Here is a 20,378-nt window from a genome sequence, read left to right as displayed (position 1 = left end):
AATAGTTAACATGAAAAAAATAATTTTAGGTTTAAGCACTATGTGCTTATTAGCTTTTACAGCTTGTAAAGAAAATGCCGCTAGTAAAATAGATAAAAGTAATATTGCTGCAGCTGCCCAAAGAGATGAGCAAGCATCAAAATTTCCAGTAATTGAATTTGATAAAACTGAGCATGATTTTGGTGAAATTGAAGCTAAAAAATCTGTTTCTACAGTATTCAATTATACTAATAAAGGTGAAGCGCCTTTAGTAATTACAGATATTAAAAGCTCTTGCGGTTGTACAGTACCACAAGATTGGAGTAGAGCACCTTTAGCTCCTGGCGAATCTGGTAAATTTACTGTTACTTTTAATGGTAGCGGATCAAATAAAGTATCAAAAACAATAACAGTTACAGCTAATACCGAAAAAGGTAAAGAAACTGTAAAAATAACAGCTTTTGTAAAAACTGATGCAAAAGCAACTAATTCACCAGTACAATAAAACATAAATTATGGGAGAAGGATTTGGGGCATTTATGCCAATGATTTTACTATTTGCAGTGCTTTACTTTTTTATGATAGCACCTCAAATGAGACGTGCAAAAAAAGAAAAAAAGTTTGCAGCAGAACTTAAAAAAGGCGACAAAATTGTTACTAAAAGCGGTATGCATGGTAAAGTTTTAGAACTTAATGATAAAGACGGAAGTTGCGTGCTTGAAACATTATCAGGTAAAATTAAGTTTGAACGTTCAGCTATTTCTATGGAAATGAGTAACAAAATTAATACCCCTGCAACTACAAAATAAATAAGTAGTTTAATTAAAGTATAAAGGCTTCATTTTTAAATGAAGCCTTTTTTGTTAGGGCTAATTTATAATGATGTTTACATTCACAATTAAAATCTACACACAAAAAAAGGTCTCAATTAAAATTGAGACCTTTTTTATTATTAAAACTAAGTTTTAAATATTTTAATTTTTTCTAAGCTTTCTAACTCCAAAAGCGGTAGCGCCTAAAAGTAAAACACCTAATCCTCCATCTAATGGAACTGAATCTGTAGGTTGTTTTGGTTTTTTATGCCATTGCTTTTTCTTTTTCTTATACCATTTCTTTTTCCATTTGTAATACCAACCAAAACCCCATGTTAATGTTGGGTTTTGAGCAGAAATGGTAAGCGTGTTAGAAGTTAAGTTCATTGAAGGCGCATTTGTTGCAGCATTGGCATTAGAGCCAAAGCTTAACATAAAAACTATTACAAATGCTATAACCTTTAAATTTTTTAATAAAAAATTACCCTTGTTTTTCATTGTTATAAATTAGTTATTAATGGATTAATAGCAATGTAAAAGTATTACAATTCAAGGTAACACCACTTTTTATTCGATAAACACTATATTTTTTAGATTAACAATATTTTTTCACAAAAGGTTTTTAATAAGTCGAATTAATACGCTTTTTATCGATAAATAAAATGAAATAGTAGGCTTAAACTTTTAATGTGTAAGTTTATTTAGCAGTAAGTTCAGCTATTTTACATATTACTTGTGTTGCTTTAATAATACTTTCAACGGGTACATATTCATAGCGCCCGTGAAAGTTGTGTCCGCCAGCAAATATATTAGGGCAGGGTAACCCCATATAGCTTAATTGAGATCCATCTGTGCCACCTCTTATAGCTTTTATAAGTGGTTTTATATCTAGTTGTTTCATGGCTTCTTCAGCAATAGCAACAATATGCATTACGGGTTCAATTTTTTCACGCATATTATAGTACTGATCTTTTATTTCGGTAATAATAACTTCTTTACCATATTGAGTATTAAGTTCATTTGTAAGTTTTACCATAACCTCTTTTCTGGCTTCAAAATGCTCTTTATCATGGTCTCTTATTATATAATGTAGCTTAGTTTCTTCAACATCACCTTCTATATTATGCAAATGAAAAAAGCCTTGGTAACCATCGGTATGTTCTGGAGTTTCTAATCTTGGTAATGAGTTTATAAATTCGGTAGCTATGTACATTGAATTTACCATTTTTCCTTTGGCATAACCAGGGTGTACAATTTTACCTTTTACTTTTACAACAGCGCCTGCCGCATTAAAATTTTCGTATTCTAATTCTCCTATTTGGCTACCATCCATGGTGTAAGCCCAATCTGCGCCAAATTTTTCAACATCAAATTTATGAGCGCCGCGCCCAATTTCTTCATCGGGTGTAAAGCCAATACGTATTTTACCATGTTTTATTTCGGGGTGTTTAATTAAATATTCCATGGCAGAAACAATTTCGCAAATACCTGCTTTATCATCGGCTCCTAAAAGGGTTGTACCATCGGTAGTAATTAAAGTTTGGCCTTTGTATTGTAGTAAATCTTCAAAATAATCAGGAGATAAAACAATGTTTTCTTCTTCATTTAAAACAATATCTTTTCCATCATAATTATCAATTATTTGAGGTTTAACATTAGCGCCTGTAAAATCTGGAGAGGTATCAAAATGTGAAATAAATCCAATAGTTGGCACATCATGGTTTACATTACTTGGTAAAGTTGCCATAATGTATGCATTAGCATCAATAGTTACATCTTGCATGCCAATAGCTTTTAATTCTTCAACAAGTTTATTAGCTAAGTTCCATTGTTTTTCTGTGCTAGGGGTGGTTTTAGAGTTTGGGTCAGATTCTGTATCAATGGTTACATAACTGTTAAAACGCTTTATTATGTGTGCTTTTGAAATCATTTTAAAATTGAATTTTTAAATGTGTAATTATAATTTCAAAATTACAATTATTAATTGTTAAGCTCTTTACACTAAGTGGTTTTTTATTTAAACTATTAAGTGTATTTTTGCACAAATAATACCGATGTATAAACAACTTATCCGCCCAATATTCTTTTCTTTCGATCCTGAAAAAATCCATCATTTCACATTTAGTTTAATAAAATTAACTTCTAAAATACCTGGTTTACAAGCTGTTTTTAGAAGTTTGTATGTTGTGAATGATAAAAAATTAGAGCGTAATTTGTTTGGGTTAACCTTTAAAAATCCTGTTGGATTAGCTGCGGGTTTTGATAAAAACGCTGTTTTATATAACGAATTGGCAAATTTTGGTTTTGGTTTTATTGAAATTGGTACGGTAACGCCAAAAGGACAAGCGGGTAACCCCAAAAAGCGCTTGTTTAGGTTAAAAGATGATAAAGGCATTATTAACCGTATGGGGTTCAATAATGAAGGTGTTGAAGCAGCCATAACGCAATTAAAAAAAAATAAAGGCCAATTAGTTATAGGCGGAAACATTGGTAAAAACACAGCAACAAAACCTGAAGATTATACTAAAGATTATTTAACATGTTTTAATGCATTACACCCGTATGTAGATTATTTTGTGTTAAACGTAAGTTGCCCAAATGTTGGTAGTCATGAAAAATTAAATGATAAAGATTATTTGCTTGAATTAATTGGAGCGGTACAAAAAGCTAATAAAACATTTGAAAAACAAAAACCTATAGTATTAAAAATAGCACCAGATTTAAATGAAGGCCAGTTAGATGAAATTATTGAGCTTATAAACGAAACAAACCTAGATGGTGTTATTGCTAGTAATACATCAGTAGATAGAACTGGTTTAAAGGCCTCAGAAAGTATGCTTAATGCCATAGGAAATGGTGGTTTAAGCGGGCAACCAATAAAAGATAAAAGTACTAAAGTAATACAGTATTTAGCAACTAAAAGCAATAAAGCATTTCCAATAATTGGTGTTGGTGGTATTCATTCAGCTAATGATGCTCTTGAGAAAATTAATGCAGGTGCCGATTTAGTTCAAGTGTATACAGGTTTTATTTATGAAGGACCACGTTTAGTAAAATCTATAAATAAAGCACTTTTAAAAACTACTTAATAAAACGTTTTACTACTCTATTAGTATTGCTTATTACGGTTAGCAAATAAGAGCCTGAAGCTAAATTACTGGTGTCAATTGGTTTGTTTGTAACAATACCTGATGAAAATTTTTGACCTACTAGGTTTGAAATTTCAAAGTGTAAAACAGTACTATCATCATTAAAATTAGATGCTAATGTTTGTATGTAAAGTAAGTTGTTTTTAACAGGGTTTGGGTATAATTTTATGTCTTTGTCTGTTACCGGAACACTAATTGTTTTTAAATGTACATTATCAATAGCAATATCACCTTTCCAACCATTACCTCTAACAGCTCTAAACCTAATATTAATGGTTTCACCTGCATAGTATGATAAATTGATAGATGCTGTTAAAAAATCATCTGCTTGGTTATTTTGTTGACTGCCAATAAATGGCGGAATTACATCATTTTTGTACCCATTGTTGGTTTTAATATCAACATGAAGTTCACCTATATTTTCGCCAAACATATGATAATTAAAATCTATTTCAGAATTTTGATGTACGACATCAATACAGGGCGAGATAAACTCTGTAATTGCACCTTCTTCAGCACCAGAAGCTTCCGTGTAAATGTATCTATTTAAGTCTCCATTTTCATGATGATGATTGTGTATTGGGCCAGTAGCATCAGAGTGTGTTTCACCATGATTAATAACCCAATGGTAACCACTGTTGTTATCGTTTACAGTCCACCCATCATCTCCAGCTATATTAAAAGTATCAAAACTTTCATCAAAAAGTGTTTCAGTTAATACACCAACTTTAACAAGGTTATGATAGGTTTTAGTAATTTTTTTTGAATTTTTATAAACAGAAAGTGTTACACTGTACATACCCGAATTAAATGTATGCGAAGGGTTTTGTGAGGTGTAATCAATAACACCATCAGAGTTTATATCCCATTCCCAAGCTGATGCATTTGGGCATGAGTTGCTAAAGTTAACAGTAAGTTTGTTTTGGCAAGTTATGGTATTGCTAGCAACTACATCTGCATTAAAATTAGTGCTAGATAAATAATGCTTTTGGGTAATGTAAAAGGCATACATTCTTTGTAATTGTTGTTTAGAAAAATGCGTTCTACAGTTTTTTTTAGCATATGACATTATGTTACTAACATCTGGCTTAAAGGTGTGCCCGTGGGCATCAGTTTCTATACCAATGTATTCACAAAATTCATTAACATTAGTGGTGGTTAACTTTGGGTCTGCAGGTGTGTCACAAATACCATCGCCGTCAGTATCACAATTGCTACCATCTACAAGTTCAGTAGTTAATGCATTATTGTCGTTACCATGGGTGTGCAATAGAGAGAAAAAGTGGCCCATTTCATGCACAAGTGATGTTGTTGCGCAACTATTTTTAATTACTAAATAATCCTTGTTTCTGGTATTGTTGGTATAACCACAAATACTTAGGTTTGCTTCGTTTTTTAAAGCATGCGTAAAATAAATGTTTATAACTCCAGGAGTGTTATTAGTTTCAAAAACAGTGTCATCTTTTCCTTTTGTTATATGAGCTGTTTGGTTATTATCAATATAATTAACTTCACTAGAAACAAAAAATGTCATTCTAGCATTGTTAAAATGGTTGTTTAAATTATCAATAGCAGTATTCAAATCGGCATCACATAAACCATCACTTCCGTTTGAATATCTTAAAATATGAATTTTTACAGGAATGTAATTAACAATGTTTTCCGATAAATCTTTTAGGTTTAAATGCTTGTTAGCTTCTAAGTTGCTTAAAGTTTCGTTGTGCTTTATACTGTTAAAAAGTTCAATTTGTGCTTCAGAGAAAGATGTGCCACAAGCAAAATCATTGTTTTGGGCATAAACATAACCAAACAACGGCAAAAACAGTGTTATTAAAAAAGGTAATGATTTTTTTAGGTTAGGTGTCATTAGGTAAATTTGGTTAAACAAATGTACCTGTTAATGTGAAAATACTGTAAAATAAACGTTAAGTGTAAATATTATTCGATAAATAGGAAGTTAATTGATAATAAGCCTTTTACTTACACTTACATTATTAATTGAATTAAGTTTTAATAAATATATACCCGTATTTAGGTTTGATATATCAATTTCTAAATTTTCGCTGCCTTTTTCAATATGTAATTTTTTATGAAGTTTACCAAGTAAACTGTAAATTTCTAAATTACTTATGTTTTTAAGGTTGTTTATAAACAGTTTATCATTGGCAGGATTTGGGTATATTTTAATATTTGTAAATGCGTTTTTTGAAGTATTTAAAACCGATTGCAACGTAAATGTTATGGTTGCAACTTTTTCATTATTAAATGGCTGAACACCTTGTATATTTTGAATAACACTTTGTGGGTTAGTTGGTGGGTTATTTAAAGAATACGTTGAGCCTGCTTCTGTTCCTGCATCATAAGGATATAAGTCAATTGTAATGGCGTTAATCCAGCCACTAGTATTTTGTAAGTTTACTCCGTTAACACCAATAAACCAATCAGGGCTTGGAGCAATCATTGAAAGTATTGATACCAATGAAAAATTTTCACTAATCTGTAAATTATTGTATGTTATAGTATTACCAGAAGATAAAAATAAACCACCAGCGTTAATAAAGTTATTTGCATAACCTGCATTAATTGCGTTTTGGTAATCTTCATTTTTAAAATTTGAAACATCACCAAGTTCAGCAATTAACGCAACACCGGGGCTTGCCATTTCATTCATTTTAAAAAACGTTACATTGTTGTTATGAGTAGTAATAACTAAATCAGACCAATGGGCGTTTTCTGGTAAATTGTTACCGTTATTGTGGTCATTAGCATTCCAAAAATTTGTAAATTCTACGTTGTAAATAGCAGTGCTTTGAGCAAATGAAAGGGCAACAAAAAAGATGAAAACAGTAAAAACCAGTGTGTTTTTATTCATGGTATTTGCTAATTAGTGTTAATTTTGAGTCTTTTGCAAATGCTAAACCTTACAAAAAATAGTAGTATTTTTACACTGAAACTAAACTAGTATATGTTAGAAAAAATTAAGATAATTGAGTGCCCGCGTGATGCTATGCAAGGCATTAAACAATTTATTCCAACAGAAAAAAAGGTACAGTATATTCAGTCGTTATTACGTGTTGGTTTTGATACTATAGATTTTGGTAGTTTTGTTTCACCAAAAGCCATTCCGCAAATGGTTGATACTGCTCAGGTTTTAGAGCAACTAGATTTAACTAAAACTAGCAGTAAATTACTGGCAATTGTAGCCAATTTACGAGGTGCCCAAGATGCTTGCAAACATCCTGAAATAAACTATTTGGGCTATCCGTTTTCAATATCCGAAAATTTTCAAATGCGTAATACACATAAAACTATTGCGCAATCTGTTGATATTTTGAATGATATTTTAAACGAAGCGAACAAGCATAACAAAAAAGTAGTTGTTTATATTTCAATGGGTTTTGGAAACCCTTACGGAGACCCTTGGAATGTTGATGTAGTAGGAGAGTGGACCGAACGTTTAAGCACTATGGGTGTTGAAATTTTATCATTAAGTGATACAATAGGTAGTTCAAACCCAGAAAATATATCGTATTTATTCTCTAACTTAATTCCTAAATACACTAATATTGAATTTGGTGCGCATTTACATACTACACCAAATACTTGGTTTGAAAAAATTGATGCAGCTTATAATGCAGGTTGTTTACGTTTTGATGGCGCCATACAAGGGTTTGGTGGTTGCCCTATGGCAAAAGATGAACTTACAGGCAATATGCCAACTGAAAAACTACTTTCATACTTCACTTCAAAACATAAAAACACTTTAAACGCTATGAGTTTTGAAAGTGCTTTTAACGAAGCTTCAAAAATATTTAAAAATTATTTTTAGTGTATTTTGTTGTTAATCAATAGTTTGTTTGTTGTTTAGAGTTTTAATTTAAAATTAATCTAAATAAATTTTGCATCCTTTAAAATGGGTTTTATATTTGCGAAAATTATTTTAAATAAATCTAAATAAACAAACGTAATGAAAAAATTAGCTCTATCGCTTTTAGCTATTGCAGTTTTATTTCAATCATGCTCAGATGATGATAATGATGGTGCACAACGTGTAATTTCTCAAACAACAGGTATAAATATTACAGATTTAACAGTGCCAACATCATACACCTTTACAAGAGATGGAAAAACAACAGTAAGTTTTTCTGGGCAAACAACACGTTTAAAACAAGTGGCTGCTATTGGTAGTGATTTAAACGCAACAACTTCAACACTTACTGAATTAGAAAATAATTTTAAAAACGGTGAAGGGTTTGATGATGCTTCATTAAACGGAACAGGGAAGAAAATAAGAAACAAAGTAGCCAATTCATTAGGTTTATTTTCTGTAGGCGTAACAAACAATGCAGATGCTTTAAAAGCAGATTTTGATGCGTACATAGCTAATTTTATTGCTGAAGTACAAACACCAGTTTCAAACAGTGTTCAAGCAACAAAAGGTAATGCTGGAATAGCCGATGGCAATAGAAATGTAAACGGTGATGGTTTAGAGTATAATCAAGCATTTTACAAATCGTTAATTGGTGCTTTAGTGTTTGATCAAGCTGCTAATCATTATTTTAATAGATTAGATGAAGATGATTTTGATGGTACAAATAGCTTTCGTACTGCAAATGACGCAGGTGAAGTTGCAGAAGGTAAAGATTACACCACCATGGAACATCATTTTGATGAAGCATATGGTTACGTGTATGGTTTATCTGCAGATGATGACATTTTAATGCAAAAATACATTAACAGAGTAGAGGGCGATAGTGATTTTACAGGCACTGCGCAAACTATTATAGATGCCTTTATTATTGGTAGAGCAGCAGTTGCTCAAAAAAAATATGATATAAGAGACGAAGCTATAACGGTTATTAGAAAAGAGCTTGCAAAAGTAATTGGTATTAGAGCCGTTTATTACTTACAACAAGGCAAAGCTAAATTAACTGATAGGCCAACAGCATTTCATGATTTATCTGAAGGCTACGGTTTTGTATACTCATTACAATTCTTATCTCTAGATGGTGTAACACCATTATTTACACAAACTGAAGTACAAGGTTTTATAGATGATTTAGTAGCTGGAGACGGTTTTTGGGATGTTACCGAAACCAAGTTAGATGAAATTTCAGCAGCTATAGCGGCAAAGTTTAATTTTACAGTAGCGCAAGCAGGTGCATAATTTTAAAATTATAACATACAATAAATTAATAAAAGTGGCTTATGTAAATGAGCCACTCTTTTGGTTTTACAAATAAGCAGTATATTCGTGGCAATAAATTGCTATTCAATAAAAAAAAGAACATGAAAAAAGGATTATTAATGTGTTTTGCTTTTACAGCTTTAATAATTATTTCTTGTAGTTCAAGTGATGATTCTACAGATAAAGGCAATAACAATACGTTTAACAGAGAAGCGGTATTAACCAATTGGGTAAACAATATAATTACGCCAGCAATTTCCGATTTTAATACCAAATTAACAGCATTAAAATCAAGTCAAACTCAGTTTACAACCACACCAAACGAAACTAATTTAGTAGCGTTGCAAACGGCCTTGTTTAATGCGCAAAAATCATGGCAACACATAGCAATGTTTAATTTTGGTAAAGCCGAAGAGCTAAATTACAGGTTGTTTATGAATTCATATCCTGTAGATTTTATAACAACTGCCGATGATTCTCAAGAAGATGATAATACCATTGTAAGCAATATTGAAGCCAATACTTTAGCAATTGCTGATATAGATTTTACTTTAGAAAAAAGAAACAATGAGCAAGGGCTGCCAGCCGTAGATTATATGGTTAACGGTCTTGCCGCTACAAATGCAGAAATAGTTACGTATTACACCACTAATGCTATTAAAGATAATTACATTGCATATTTAGAAAAAGTGCTAGACAGAATGGTAAGCTTAACCAATGAAGTTGTAACTTATTGGAATTCTAACGCAAATACAGTAATTGCTAATAATGGCTCATCTGCAACAGCATCTTTTGATAAGCTAGTAAATGATTATGTTAATTACGTAGAAAAAGGCTTTAGAGAACTTAAAATTGCAACACCATCAGGTAAGCGAAATGGAAGCCCAGATAAAGAAACGGTAGAGTCTTTTTACAGTCCACAAAATTCAAAAGAATTATTTTTAGAGGCTTACAAAGCTGTTAAAAATTTATATTACGGAACATCTTTTTCAAACGGAACAAACGGACAAAGCATTGATGATTATTTAGATTTTTTACAGGCTACCGCTTTTGATGCTGATGAAAGAGCAACAAAAAACATTACAGATATTATTGATGAACGTTTTGCTGCTATAGATCAGGTTGTTGCAGGTTTAAACAATGATTTTTCTATACAGGTAGAAACAAATAACAACCTAATGTTAGAAACCTTTAACGTTATTCAACTATACGTTACCGTTTTAAAAACCAGTGCATTGAATGCCATGGATGTAACAGTTGATTTTGTTGATAGTGATGGCGATTAATAAATTGTAATAGTACAATGACAAGGGGTTTTAATTTCAGGTCATACATAAAAAATGATAGAAAAGAAGCTAGTATTTTAGCTTCTTTTCGTGTTTTATTTGGTGTACTTATGCTACTAAGTTTAGTAAGATTTATAAGCATGGGCTGGGTTGAAGATTTCTATATTTCACCAAAATTTCATTTTAAATATTATGGTTTTGAATGGGTTAAAACCTGGGGAAACTACACATATGTATTATTTGGTATAGCTATAGCTGCTTGCATTGGTATAATTTTAGGGTTTAGGTATAAAATATCAATGGTGCTATTTTTTTTAACATTTACTTACATTGAGTTAATTGATAAAACCACCTATTTAAATCATTATTATTTCATAAGTATTTTAAGCTTTCTACTTTGCTTTTTACCATTAAACGCTACATTTTCAGTAGATAGTTTTAAAAGTAAAATAAACTACAAATACGTACCAGCATACACTATTGATAGTATAAAATTACTTTTAGGTATTGTGTATTTTTATGCTGGTTTAGCAAAATTAAATTCAGATTGGTTATTAAAAGCGCAACCCTTAAAAATTTGGCTATCTTCAAAAACCGATTTATGGTTGGTAGGCCCTTTAATGAAAGAAACGTGGTTTCATTATACAATGAGTTGGAGTGGTGCTTTATATGATTTAACAATTCCGTTTTTATTACTCTATAAAAAAACAAGGCCATTTGCTTTTGTTTTAGTAGTAATTTTTCATGTGTTTACAAGAATTCTGTTTAACATTGGTATGTTTCCTTATATAATGATTGTGGCAACATTGGTGTTTTTTAATGCTTCAGTACACAATAATTTCATAAGTTTTATAAAAAGAGTTTTAAGTTTAAATCATATATCAGCTTTCAAAATCAGAGAAAAATATGCACTTAAAAATCAAAATATTAAGCTGTATATAATTTCTATATTTTTTGTAATACAGTTACTTTTGCCGTTTAGAAATTTGTTGTATCCAGAAGAATTATTTTGGCATGAGCAAGGTTACAGGTTTTCATGGCGTGTTATGCTTATGGAAAAGGTTGGCGAAACACAACTTATTATAAAAAATGGGGTTACAGGAAAATATTTTTATGTTGATAATACCGATTTTTTAACCAGTTTTCAAATAAAACAAATGAGTTTTCAGCCAGATTTTATTTTAGAATATGCTCATAAATTAGGAGATCATTTTAAAAGTCAGGGGCACGAAAACATTCAAATTTTTGCCGAAAGTTATGTAGCGCTAAATGGCAGATTAAATCAGCAGTTTATAAACCCTACTGTAGATTTATATAAACAAAAAGAAGGGTTTAAACACAAAACATGGGTTTTACCATTTAAAGATGAAATTAAAGGTTTTTAGTCTGTTCTTCTTCTTGTTCGCAAGTGCTGTATTTGCACAAGAAATAACATTTAAAGTATATAACGAAACGTCTTTACTTCCCGTAGCAAACGTAAAAGTTATAACAGCAAAAAGTAAATTATTAGGTGTAACTAATGCCAAAGGAACTTTAACAGTTAATATAGAAGCTGAAACGCATTTCTTTTTTCAAAATGAAGATTATAAAATTTCAGAAGTATTTATTCAACCAGCTTCTAACAGCATTGAAGTTTATTTAATACCCATTTCTGAAGCGCTTTCGGAAGTTGTAATTAGAACAAAAAAACAACAAGATTACACTGTAACAGCCTTGGCACCAGTTGAAGGCACACATATTTACGCCGGAAAAAAATCTGAAGTAGTACATTTAGATTTAATTGACGGTAATAAAGCAGCAAACAATGCACGTCAAATATTTTCAAAAGTAGCAGGCTTAAATATTTATGATGCTAATGATGGCGGACTGCAACTAAACATTGGCGGGCGTGGTTTAGACCCTAACCGAACAGCTAATTTTAACACAAGACAAAACGATTATGATATTAGTGCCGATGTTTTGGGCTACCCCGAAAGTTATTACACGCCACCAACCGAGGCATTATCTCAAATTCAGGTAATTAGAGGCGCAGCATCATTGCAGTACGGTACCCAATTTGGCGGATTGGTTAACTTTAAGTTTAGAAAACCAAGTTTAGATCCTTTTGAATTTATAACAAGAAACACAGTGTCTTCTTTTAACTCATTTTCCAATTTCACATCGGTAAGTGGTACACTAAATAAGTTTTCGTATTACACATTTTACAACGGTAAAAAAGGCGATGGTTTTAGGCCTAATTCAGATTATGAATCGCATAATGCTTTTGCCCATTTAGGGTATAAGTTTAATGAAAAAACCAGTATAGCGTTTGAGTATACGTATTTTGATTATTTAGCGCACCAACCAGGTGGTTTATCCGATGTTCAGTTTTTAGAAAACCCTGAACAAAGTTATCTTAAAAGAAACTGGTTTGATGTAAACTGGAATTTATTTAACTTAAAATTAGAGCACGAATTTAATGCTAATAACAAAGTTACGGTAAGTCTTTTTGCTTTAGAAGCAGCCAGAAAAGCCATTGGTTTTAGAGGTGTTCCGGGAGCTACCAATCCTAGAATATTTAATCCTAATGGCGATGCTGTAAATGAGTTTGGCGAGTATGAGTACCAAAGAGATTTGCTAATTGACGAGTTTAGCAATTGGGGGGCAGAAGTACGGTTTCTATCAAATTATAAAATAGGAAATAAAGATGCTTATTTACTATTAGGTTCAAAAATTTATAACGCCGATAACAGCTCTCAACAAGGACCAGGAAGTAAAAATACCAATGCCGATTTTAATTTTATAGATGCAGCACAATACCCCAATCAAAATAATTTTGATTACCCCAATTTTAACGCTTCTTTTTTTGGAGAGCATATATTTAATGTAACCAATAATTTAAGTATAACACCTGGTTTTAGGTTTGAGCATATTAACACCAAATCTAAAGGCAGTTATTATGATGTTAATTTAGATGATTTTGTTCCAGATAATAACTCCTTTGTTAGAAATTTTGTGTTGTTTGGTGTTGGGGTTAGTTACAAACCAAAGCCTTATTTTGAGTTGTACAGTAATATATCTCAAAATTATAGGTCGGTTACATTTTCAAATATAAGAACCGTAAATCCATCGTTTATTATAGACCCAAATATTACTGATGAAGAAGGTTATACTTTTGATGTTGGAGTACGCGGAAAATTCAAAAAAACGTTGTCATATGATGTAAATGCATTTTCGCTCTTATATGATAATCGTATTGGGCAGGTTTTAAACAACAGAGCTCAATGGGTGCGAAAAAATATAGGAACCGCTTTTATTTATGGTTTAGAGTCTTTAATTCAATGGAATATAAAAGAAACATTTTTTAAAAATAATGAGGCTATATCATTTAATGCGTTTAGTAATTTAGCCTTAACAACTTCAGAATACACTAAATCTGAAGAAAGTGGTGTAGAAGGTAATGAGGTAGAATTTATACCAGCTGTAAACTTAAAGGCAGGTGTTAATTTTGGTTATAAAAATGCAGTTATGGCTATACAATATACCGCCATTTCAGAGCAATATACTGATGTTACAAACTCACCGTATAACCCTAATAATGCTACCGATGTTATTGGTGCTATACCAAGTTATGATATTTTAGATGTATCACTTTCATACAGGTTTACAGATAGTTTAAAATTAGAAACAGGTATAAATAATATACTAGATAATACTTATTTTACAAGAAGAGCAACAGGCTATCCGGGGCCAGGTATTATTCCATCGGCACCATTAAACTGGTATACAACCCTTCAAGTTAAGTTTTAATTATAAAATAGTTTTCAATAAGTTATTTAAACCTAGTTGAAAAATTGTACCATCAATTAAATGTTTTAAAGTTAACATGTCATTATACTTTTTAACTAGGGTTAACTGTGGTATAGGTGTTTCTAACAAAATAACCTTACAAGGTTCATTGCAGTGTAAGCAGGCGTTTTCTTTTTTTACAGTTTTATTAATGGTATTGGCAAAATGAAGCAATTCTTCTTTAGTTAAATGCAGTGCAATATCATTAATAATTATGTTTATGGTTTTTAAATGTTTAGCATTACAACGTTTCCAGTTAAATGAAATACCAATATCAGTTTTATAAATTACGTTTACATCTTCCATAATAGTATCAGTTTAAATAAAATAAATAATCAATATCTAATACTTTCAAGGAACTAAAAGGTTTTTTTGTGGTTTGCATAATTAAACTCTTTAAAGCGTTTATTTCTTGTTTATTAAAAAAAAGCGCTAAGTTTTGCTGCATGGTTTGTATAGGTATTTTTCTATTTAGTACTACTTTATTGTATTTCGCATCCCAATATTCAAAATCTATAGATGAAATATATTCTTTAAAGCGCTCCATTTCTTTTTCATTGAATTCTAAAAATATATTATTAAATGTTAAGTGATAAACATTACAGCATAAACAGTAATTTAATTGTCCGAAATTATTTTTAGCTATGGTTTTAAAATCATCACACATATTATATTTATTTAGACTAATTATAAATAACAAATTTAATCAATTAAAATTGTAATCAAAATTTGAAACATCATTTTTAACAAATACTTCTTAAGCTAGTATTAACATTAAATAAGAAAAAAAGATGTATATTTGCACGCAATTATTAATGTAATTGCACTATGACCGCACATCAAAACAAGATAGTAGGAGAGGGTTTAACCTATGACGATGTTCTACTAGTTCCAGCATTTTCTGAAGTACTTCCGCGCGAGGTAAACATTCAAACAAAATTAACACGTAACATTACTATTAATGTACCTATTATTTCGGCTGCTATGGATACAGTAACCGAAAGCAAAATGGCTATTGCTATGGCGCAAGAAGGTGGTATTGGTGTTTTACACAAAAATATGACTATTGAGGCGCAAGCTAACAAAGTAAGACGTGTAAAACGTGCTGAAAGTGGCATGATTATAGATCCCGTTACGCTACCACTTACCGCTGTTGTTGGTGATGCTAAACGTGCTATGGCTGAACATAGTATTGGAGGTATACCAATTGTTGATGAAGACGGAACATTAAAAGGTATAGTAACAAACCGTGATTTACGTTTTGTTCACACTAACAAAAAACCAATTGTTGAAGTTATGACAGGTGAAAACCTTGTAACTGCTCCTGTTGGAACTTCATTAACCGAAGCTGAAGTAATTTTACAAGCTCATAAAATTGAAAAATTACTTATTGTTGATGATAACTATAAACTATCAGGGTTAATTACTTTTAGAGATATTACCAAAGTTAGCCAAAAACCAATGGCTAATAAAGACCAATACGGACGTTTACGTGTAGCTGCTGCTTTGGGTGTAACTGCCGATGCTGTTGAACGTGCCGAAGCACTTGTAAATGCAGGTGTTGATGCCGTTGTAATTGATACAGCGCACGGGCATACCAAAGGTGTGGTTAGCGTACTTAAGGAGGTGAAAAGTAAATTTCCTGAACTCGATGTTATTGTTGGAAATATTGCAACTGCAGCCGCTGCTAAATATTTAGTTGAAGCTGGAGCCGATGCGGTTAAAGTTGGTATTGGGCCAGGTTCTATTTGTACCACACGCGTAATTGCTGGTGTTGGTTTTCCTCAGTTTTCTGCAGTTTTAGAGGTGGCAGCTGCTATTAAAGGTAGCGGTGTTCCTGTAATTGCCGATGGTGGAATTCGTTATACAGGAGATATACCAAAGGCCATTGCTGCAGGTGCAGATTCTGTAATGTTAGGTTCACTTTTAGCAGGAACTAAAGAATCTCCTGGTGAAACTATTATTTATGAAGGAAGAAAGTTTAAATCATACCGTGGTATGGGCTCTGTTGAGGCTATGAAACAAGGTAGTAAAGATAGATATTTTCAAGATGTTGAAGATGATATTAAAAAATTAGTACCTGAAGGTATTGTTGGTAGAGTTCCTTATAAAGGAGATTTATACGAAAGTATTCATCAATTTATAGGTGGTTTACGTGCAGGTATGGGATATTGCGGTGCTAAAAATATTGAAGCTTTAAAAGAAAATGGCCAATTTGTTAAAATTACCGCTAGTGGTATTAATGAAAGTCATCCGCATGACGTAACTATTACTAAAGAGTCTCCTAATTACTCAAGATAATTAGTAAAAACTTATTATAAAAAAAAGCTGCAATTTTTTAATTGCAGCTTTTTTAATGTCTTTATATTGTTAGGTTATTGTACCCCTTTTTGTTTATTAATTTCATCTTGTAACTGGCGTCTTACCTTTTGTTCACGCTCTAAAGCAACACGACGGTGCTCATCAAATTCTTCCTCAATTTCGGCTAAATTTTTCTTAGCTTGTTTAGTTATGGCATTACTGTTTTTAAACTTAAATATGAAAAATAATAATAGTGCAAGTAAAGCAGCAATAATAATCCACATAAGGGTATTGTAACCTGTTTTGCTCATTTGCAGCCCAAACAAAGCCATACTATCTTTTTCTAAATTAGTTTTATCTAAATTATCTTTTGTGTTAGTAAGTTTAGATTTTAATTCTGAAATTTCTTTAGCTTGATTTTTTACAATAGCTTCAGTATCAACTAAATTTTTTCGTATTGTTTTTAAAGAATCTAAAGTGTGGGCTTTTAATGTATATAGCCATGCTTGTTTTACAGCTTCGTAAGCTTGACCATTAGTGCCTTTAAAATTTCCAGATTTTCTAATAACAAATTCAAATTGACTGTCTATTGTACCGCTATTTAATGATAGGTTGTCATCTGCATCGGTTTGCGAAAAACTTGTAGCAGAAAATAGTAACATTAATAGTAGAACAGTAGATGATTTTATGAACTTCATTATAATTGGGTTTTTTGTGTGAATTTTTGGTGTTGCTAATTTAAAAAATTAAGTTAAACAAATGCATTTTTAATAAAAAGCCTCATAATTTATGAGGCTTTTATATATACGGTTAAAATTTAAATTAAGATGTTATAAATTAATAATAAGTAAAGCGTCTTACTTTGGCAATGTGTTTTGCAAGCCTAACTACTTGGTGGCTATAGCCATATTCATTATCATACCAAATATATAGCACTATATTTTTGCCATCTTTTCTAACAATAGTTGCTTTACTATCATAAATTGAAGGGGCTGAAGAGCCTACAATATCACTTGATACTAATTCATCACTTAATTCATATTTAATTTGTTCAACTAAATCACCTTCTAAAGCATATTTTTTTAAAATAGTATTTACACCGTTTATTGAAGTTTTTTTATCTAATTCTAAATTTAAAATAGCCAACGAACCATTAGGCACTGGCACACGTATAGCATTTGATGTTAGTTTGCCTTCTAAACTAGGTAATGCTTTAGCAACAGCACTACCAGCACCTGTTTCAGTAATAACCATATTTAAAGCAGCGGCTCTACCACGGCGGTATTTTTTGTGCATATTATCTACCAAATTTTGGTCATTGGTGTAAGCATGAATGGTTTCTAAATGTCCGCTTTTTATTCCAAAAGAGTCTTCAATAACTTTTAAAACTGGTGTAATGGCATTAGTGGTGCATGAGGCTGCCGAAAAAATGTCTACACTATCTGGGGTGTGATCTAAATGATTTACACCGTAAACAATGTTAGGTATTTCTTTTCCGGGTGCTGTTAGTAATACTTTGTCAACACCTTTAGCTTTTAGGTGTTTACTTAAGGCTTTTTTATCTCTAAAAGCCCCAGTATTATCAATAACTAAGGCGTTGTTAATATTGTAATTATTATAATTTATTTCTTCGGGTATGTTAGCCGAAATTATGTTTACCGTTGTACCGTTTATTATTAATGCATTTTTTTCTACATCAACAGCAACCGTACCGGGGAAATCGCCATGTACAGAATCATTACGCAAAAGTGAAGCTCTTTTTTCTAAAACCTGAGCATTAGTTTCGCCTCTGGTAACAATAGCTCTTAGGCGTAATTGGCTACCTTTGCCTGTTCTAACCATGAGTTCTCTGGCTACTAAACGTCCAATTCTACCAAAACCGTATAGCACAACATCTTTTGGTGTTATGTCTTTACTTTTATCGGCATTTTTAAGTTTATTGGCCACAAAAGCGGTGGCGTTTTCGTGTTTATTGTCATCTAAATGAAATTCATAGGTTAGTTTACCAATATCTAATTTAGCCGGTGGTACGTTTAATGTTTGTATTGCACGAGCAATTTCAACAGAATCAAAAACAGAAATGGGTTTTTGCACAAATTTACCAGCATAATCATGTAAATTTAGTATTTGACTTACGTTACGATCTATTAACTGGTTTCTAAAAAGTACCAGTTCAATAGACTTGTCATACCACAAATCGCTTACAACTTTAATGAATTCTACAGTAGCTCTTCTTCTATCGGCTTGAAAGGCTAACTCTTTTTCGTAAGTTTTGTTTGTACTCATACAAAAATTGTTTAGTTGGGTTTAATTTTTTGCAAAAGTATCATATTTCAAACGTTTTCGTAGCACTTTTTGTAAAAAAAATAGCTCCCTTAATTTTACTTAAGGAAGCTATACTTTTTATCGGAATTTTAAGTGAAATTATCTGAAGTTGAAACGGTCTTTTTCGCCTTTGGTATTTATTAACTCAATTTTTAATGATTCAAATTCTGTAGCGTTTTTTAATGCTTTTTGCACATCATCAATAGAGTTTACTTCAACATCATTCACCATTGTTATAATACTACCTTCTTCAACACCATTACGGGTCCAGTAATCTCTATATTTTTCATTAAGTTTAATTACTTTCACGCCATTTGAGGCTTTAAGTTTTTTCAAATCGTTAGCCTTTACGTTTTTAACTTCACCAACCAGTGGCATTGTATAGGTTTGGTTTTTTAATAAAGTTACGTTAACTGTTTTAATTTTTCCGTCTCTGGTATATGTTACTTCAACTACATCATTTGGTCTTTTTGAACCTATTTGACCTGTTAAATCAGAGAATTTTGAAATTTTTATGTTATTAATTTTTTTAATAATATCGCCTTCTTTTAAACCTGCTCTATCAGCTCCAGAATCTTCAACAACTTCAGCAATATAAACACCTTCGGTATCATTAATGCCTAGTTCATCAGAGTATCTGCTATTTAAAGCACCGCCTCTAATACCTAAAATACCATTTTGTACATTACCGTATTCCATGATATCTTCAACAACTTTTCTAGCAATATTACTTGGTACTGCAAACGAATACCCAACATATGAACCGGTTTGCGATGTAATGGCAGTGTTAATACCAATTAGTTCTCCATTAGTATTAACTAAAGCGCCACCTGAGTTTCCTGGATTTACAGCTGCATCGGTTTGTATGAACGATTGAATGCTTTTACCCGATAAATCTCTGGCTTTTGCACTAATAATACCTGCGGTAACGGTAGATGTTAGGTTAAAAGGGTTACCAACGGCTAATACCCACTCGCCAATTTTAGCATTATCAGAATCGCCAAAAGTTACAAACGGTAAGGCCTCATCTGCTTCAATTTTTAAAAGTGCTATATCTGTTTTTTCATCGGCTCCAATTAATTCAGCTTCATAAGTTTTATTATTGTTTAAGGTTACCGAAAGTTCTTGAGAGTTTTTAATAACGTGGTTGTTGGTAATTATATAACCATCGGCATTTATTATTACTCCAGAGCCTGTACCTAATTGCGGACGCTGAGAGTTACGGCCCCAAAATAAATCTTCAAAAGTCATTTGGCCAGAGCCCATTGATACGTTTTTTACGTGTACAACAGCATGTACTGTGTTTTCTGCAGCACTTACAAAATCTGGTGCCTCAGTAGTATTATACAAGGTGTTTACATTACTAGTAGGGAAAAAATTTGGTGTTGTTTGTGTAGTATCAACAACAACGGTTTTATCTTTTTCTAAAAATAATTTGTAACCACCTAGCGTTAAAACACCACCTAAGGCCGAAATAAGTACTAACGATGCAATCTTCTTCATAATTTTT

General features: G+C 31.7%; 18 protein-coding genes. 9 read left to right on the top strand and 9 right to left on the bottom strand.

Annotated elements, in window-relative coordinates; genetic code table 11:
* Positions 1 to 10: 10 nt before the first annotated feature.
* Both FUA26_RS08005 and yajC read left to right on the top strand, forming a co-directional pair.
* Entirely contained in the window at positions 11 to 484 is a 474-nt protein-coding gene (locus tag FUA26_RS08005; RefSeq protein WP_147134079.1) for a DUF1573 domain-containing protein, read from the top strand.
* 10 nt (positions 485 to 494) lie between these two features.
* Positions 495 to 788: a preprotein translocase subunit YajC gene (gene yajC / locus FUA26_RS08000; RefSeq protein ID WP_147134077.1), complete on the top strand. Its 294-nt coding sequence runs from the start codon at positions 495 to 497 to the stop codon at positions 786 to 788.
* 165 nt (positions 789 to 953) lie between these two features.
* Here yajC and FUA26_RS07995 read toward each other — a convergent pair whose 3' ends face one another.
* Both FUA26_RS07995 and pepT read right to left on the bottom strand, forming a co-directional pair.
* A complete protein-coding gene (locus tag FUA26_RS07995) occupies positions 954 to 1,289 on the bottom strand; it encodes a PID-CTERM protein-sorting domain-containing protein (protein ID WP_147134074.1) in 336 nt (111 codons plus the stop codon).
* A 199-nt stretch (positions 1,290 to 1,488) separates the two neighbouring features.
* Positions 1,489 to 2,721: a peptidase T gene (gene pepT, locus FUA26_RS07990; protein ID WP_147134071.1), complete on the bottom strand. Its 1,233-nt coding sequence runs from the start codon at positions 2,719 to 2,721 to the stop codon at positions 1,489 to 1,491.
* A 124-nt stretch (positions 2,722 to 2,845) separates the two neighbouring features.
* Between pepT and FUA26_RS07985 the strand changes: the two genes are divergently transcribed.
* Positions 2,846 to 3,880: a quinone-dependent dihydroorotate dehydrogenase gene (locus FUA26_RS07985; protein WP_147134068.1), complete on the top strand. Its 1,035-nt coding sequence runs from the start codon at positions 2,846 to 2,848 to the stop codon at positions 3,878 to 3,880.
* On the opposite strand, the gene FUA26_RS07980 is transcribed toward FUA26_RS07985, so the two are convergent.
* Both FUA26_RS07980 and FUA26_RS07975 read right to left on the bottom strand, forming a co-directional pair.
* Positions 3,873 to 5,807 carry a T9SS-dependent choice-of-anchor J family protein gene (locus FUA26_RS07980; protein ID WP_147134065.1) on the bottom strand — a complete coding sequence of 645 codons (1,935 nt, stop codon included), beginning with the start codon at positions 5,805 to 5,807 and terminating at the stop codon, positions 3,873 to 3,875. The two genes, FUA26_RS07985 and FUA26_RS07980, sit on opposite strands and share 8 nt — an antisense overlap.
* Before the next feature lie 90 nt (positions 5,808 to 5,897).
* Positions 5,898 to 6,812 (bottom strand): T9SS type A sorting domain-containing protein, encoded by a 915-nt coding sequence (locus FUA26_RS07975; protein WP_147134062.1) that lies wholly within the window; start codon positions 6,810 to 6,812, stop codon positions 5,898 to 5,900.
* 93 nt (positions 6,813 to 6,905) lie between these two features.
* Here FUA26_RS07975 and FUA26_RS07970 point away from each other — a divergent pair, with 93 nt between their 5' ends.
* From FUA26_RS07970 to FUA26_RS07950, 5 genes are all read left to right on the top strand, one after another.
* Entirely contained in the window at positions 6,906 to 7,769 is an 864-nt protein-coding gene (locus tag FUA26_RS07970) for a hydroxymethylglutaryl-CoA lyase (RefSeq protein ID WP_147134059.1), read from the top strand.
* 138 nt (positions 7,770 to 7,907) lie between these two features.
* The gene (locus tag FUA26_RS07965; RefSeq protein WP_147134056.1) at positions 7,908 to 9,107 is read left to right on the top strand and encodes a DUF4856 domain-containing protein; all 1,200 of its coding nucleotides are present in this window, start codon (positions 7,908 to 7,910) and stop codon (positions 9,105 to 9,107) included.
* Positions 9,108 to 9,229: 122 nt separating this feature from the next.
* Complete coding sequence (locus FUA26_RS07960; protein ID WP_186826886.1) at positions 9,230 to 10,414, top strand: imelysin family protein; 1,185 nt, start codon at positions 9,230 to 9,232, stop codon at positions 10,412 to 10,414.
* Positions 10,415 to 10,431: 17 nt separating this feature from the next.
* Positions 10,432 to 11,799 (top strand): HTTM domain-containing protein, encoded by a 1,368-nt coding sequence (locus FUA26_RS07955; RefSeq protein ID WP_147134050.1) that lies wholly within the window; start codon positions 10,432 to 10,434, stop codon positions 11,797 to 11,799.
* Entirely contained in the window at positions 11,780 to 14,203 is a 2,424-nt protein-coding gene (locus tag FUA26_RS07950; protein WP_147134047.1) for a TonB-dependent receptor family protein, read from the top strand. The genes FUA26_RS07955 and FUA26_RS07950 overlap by 20 nt, the downstream gene beginning before the upstream one ends.
* On the opposite strand, the gene FUA26_RS07945 is transcribed toward FUA26_RS07950, so the two are convergent.
* Both FUA26_RS07945 and FUA26_RS07940 read right to left on the bottom strand, forming a co-directional pair.
* A complete protein-coding gene (locus FUA26_RS07945; RefSeq protein ID WP_147134044.1) occupies positions 14,204 to 14,548 on the bottom strand; it encodes a hypothetical protein in 345 nt (114 codons plus the stop codon). It abuts the gene before it with no gap.
* Positions 14,549 to 14,555: 7 nt separating this feature from the next.
* Positions 14,556 to 14,909: a DUF6686 family protein gene (locus FUA26_RS07940; protein WP_147134041.1), complete on the bottom strand. Its 354-nt coding sequence runs from the start codon at positions 14,907 to 14,909 to the stop codon at positions 14,556 to 14,558.
* A 161-nt stretch (positions 14,910 to 15,070) separates the two neighbouring features.
* Between FUA26_RS07940 and guaB the strand changes: the two genes are divergently transcribed.
* Positions 15,071 to 16,543, top strand: coding sequence for an IMP dehydrogenase (gene guaB / locus FUA26_RS07935; protein ID WP_147134038.1), 1,473 nt, complete (start codon positions 15,071 to 15,073; stop codon positions 16,541 to 16,543).
* A gap of 74 nt (positions 16,544 to 16,617) precedes the next feature.
* On the opposite strand, the gene FUA26_RS07930 is transcribed toward guaB, so the two are convergent.
* From FUA26_RS07930 to FUA26_RS07920, 3 genes are all read right to left on the bottom strand, one after another.
* Entirely contained in the window at positions 16,618 to 17,241 is a 624-nt protein-coding gene (locus tag FUA26_RS07930) for a tRNA (guanine-N1)-methyltransferase (RefSeq protein ID WP_147134035.1), read from the bottom strand.
* Positions 17,242 to 17,380: 139 nt separating this feature from the next.
* Positions 17,381 to 18,829: a glyceraldehyde-3-phosphate dehydrogenase gene (locus FUA26_RS07925; RefSeq protein ID WP_147134032.1), complete on the bottom strand. Its 1,449-nt coding sequence runs from the start codon at positions 18,827 to 18,829 to the stop codon at positions 17,381 to 17,383.
* Positions 18,830 to 18,967: 138 nt separating this feature from the next.
* Positions 18,968 to 20,371 (bottom strand): trypsin-like peptidase domain-containing protein, encoded by a 1,404-nt coding sequence (locus tag FUA26_RS07920; protein WP_147134029.1) that lies wholly within the window; start codon positions 20,369 to 20,371, stop codon positions 18,968 to 18,970.
* Between the last annotated feature and the right edge of the window lie 7 nt (positions 20,372 to 20,378).

The organism is Seonamhaeicola algicola (assembly GCF_007997385.1).
Lineage (GTDB): Bacteria > Bacteroidota > Bacteroidia > Flavobacteriales > Flavobacteriaceae > Seonamhaeicola > Seonamhaeicola algicola.
The sequence above is the reverse complement of the archived record's forward strand: the minus strand, read 5'-3'. Positions and strand labels throughout refer to the sequence as shown.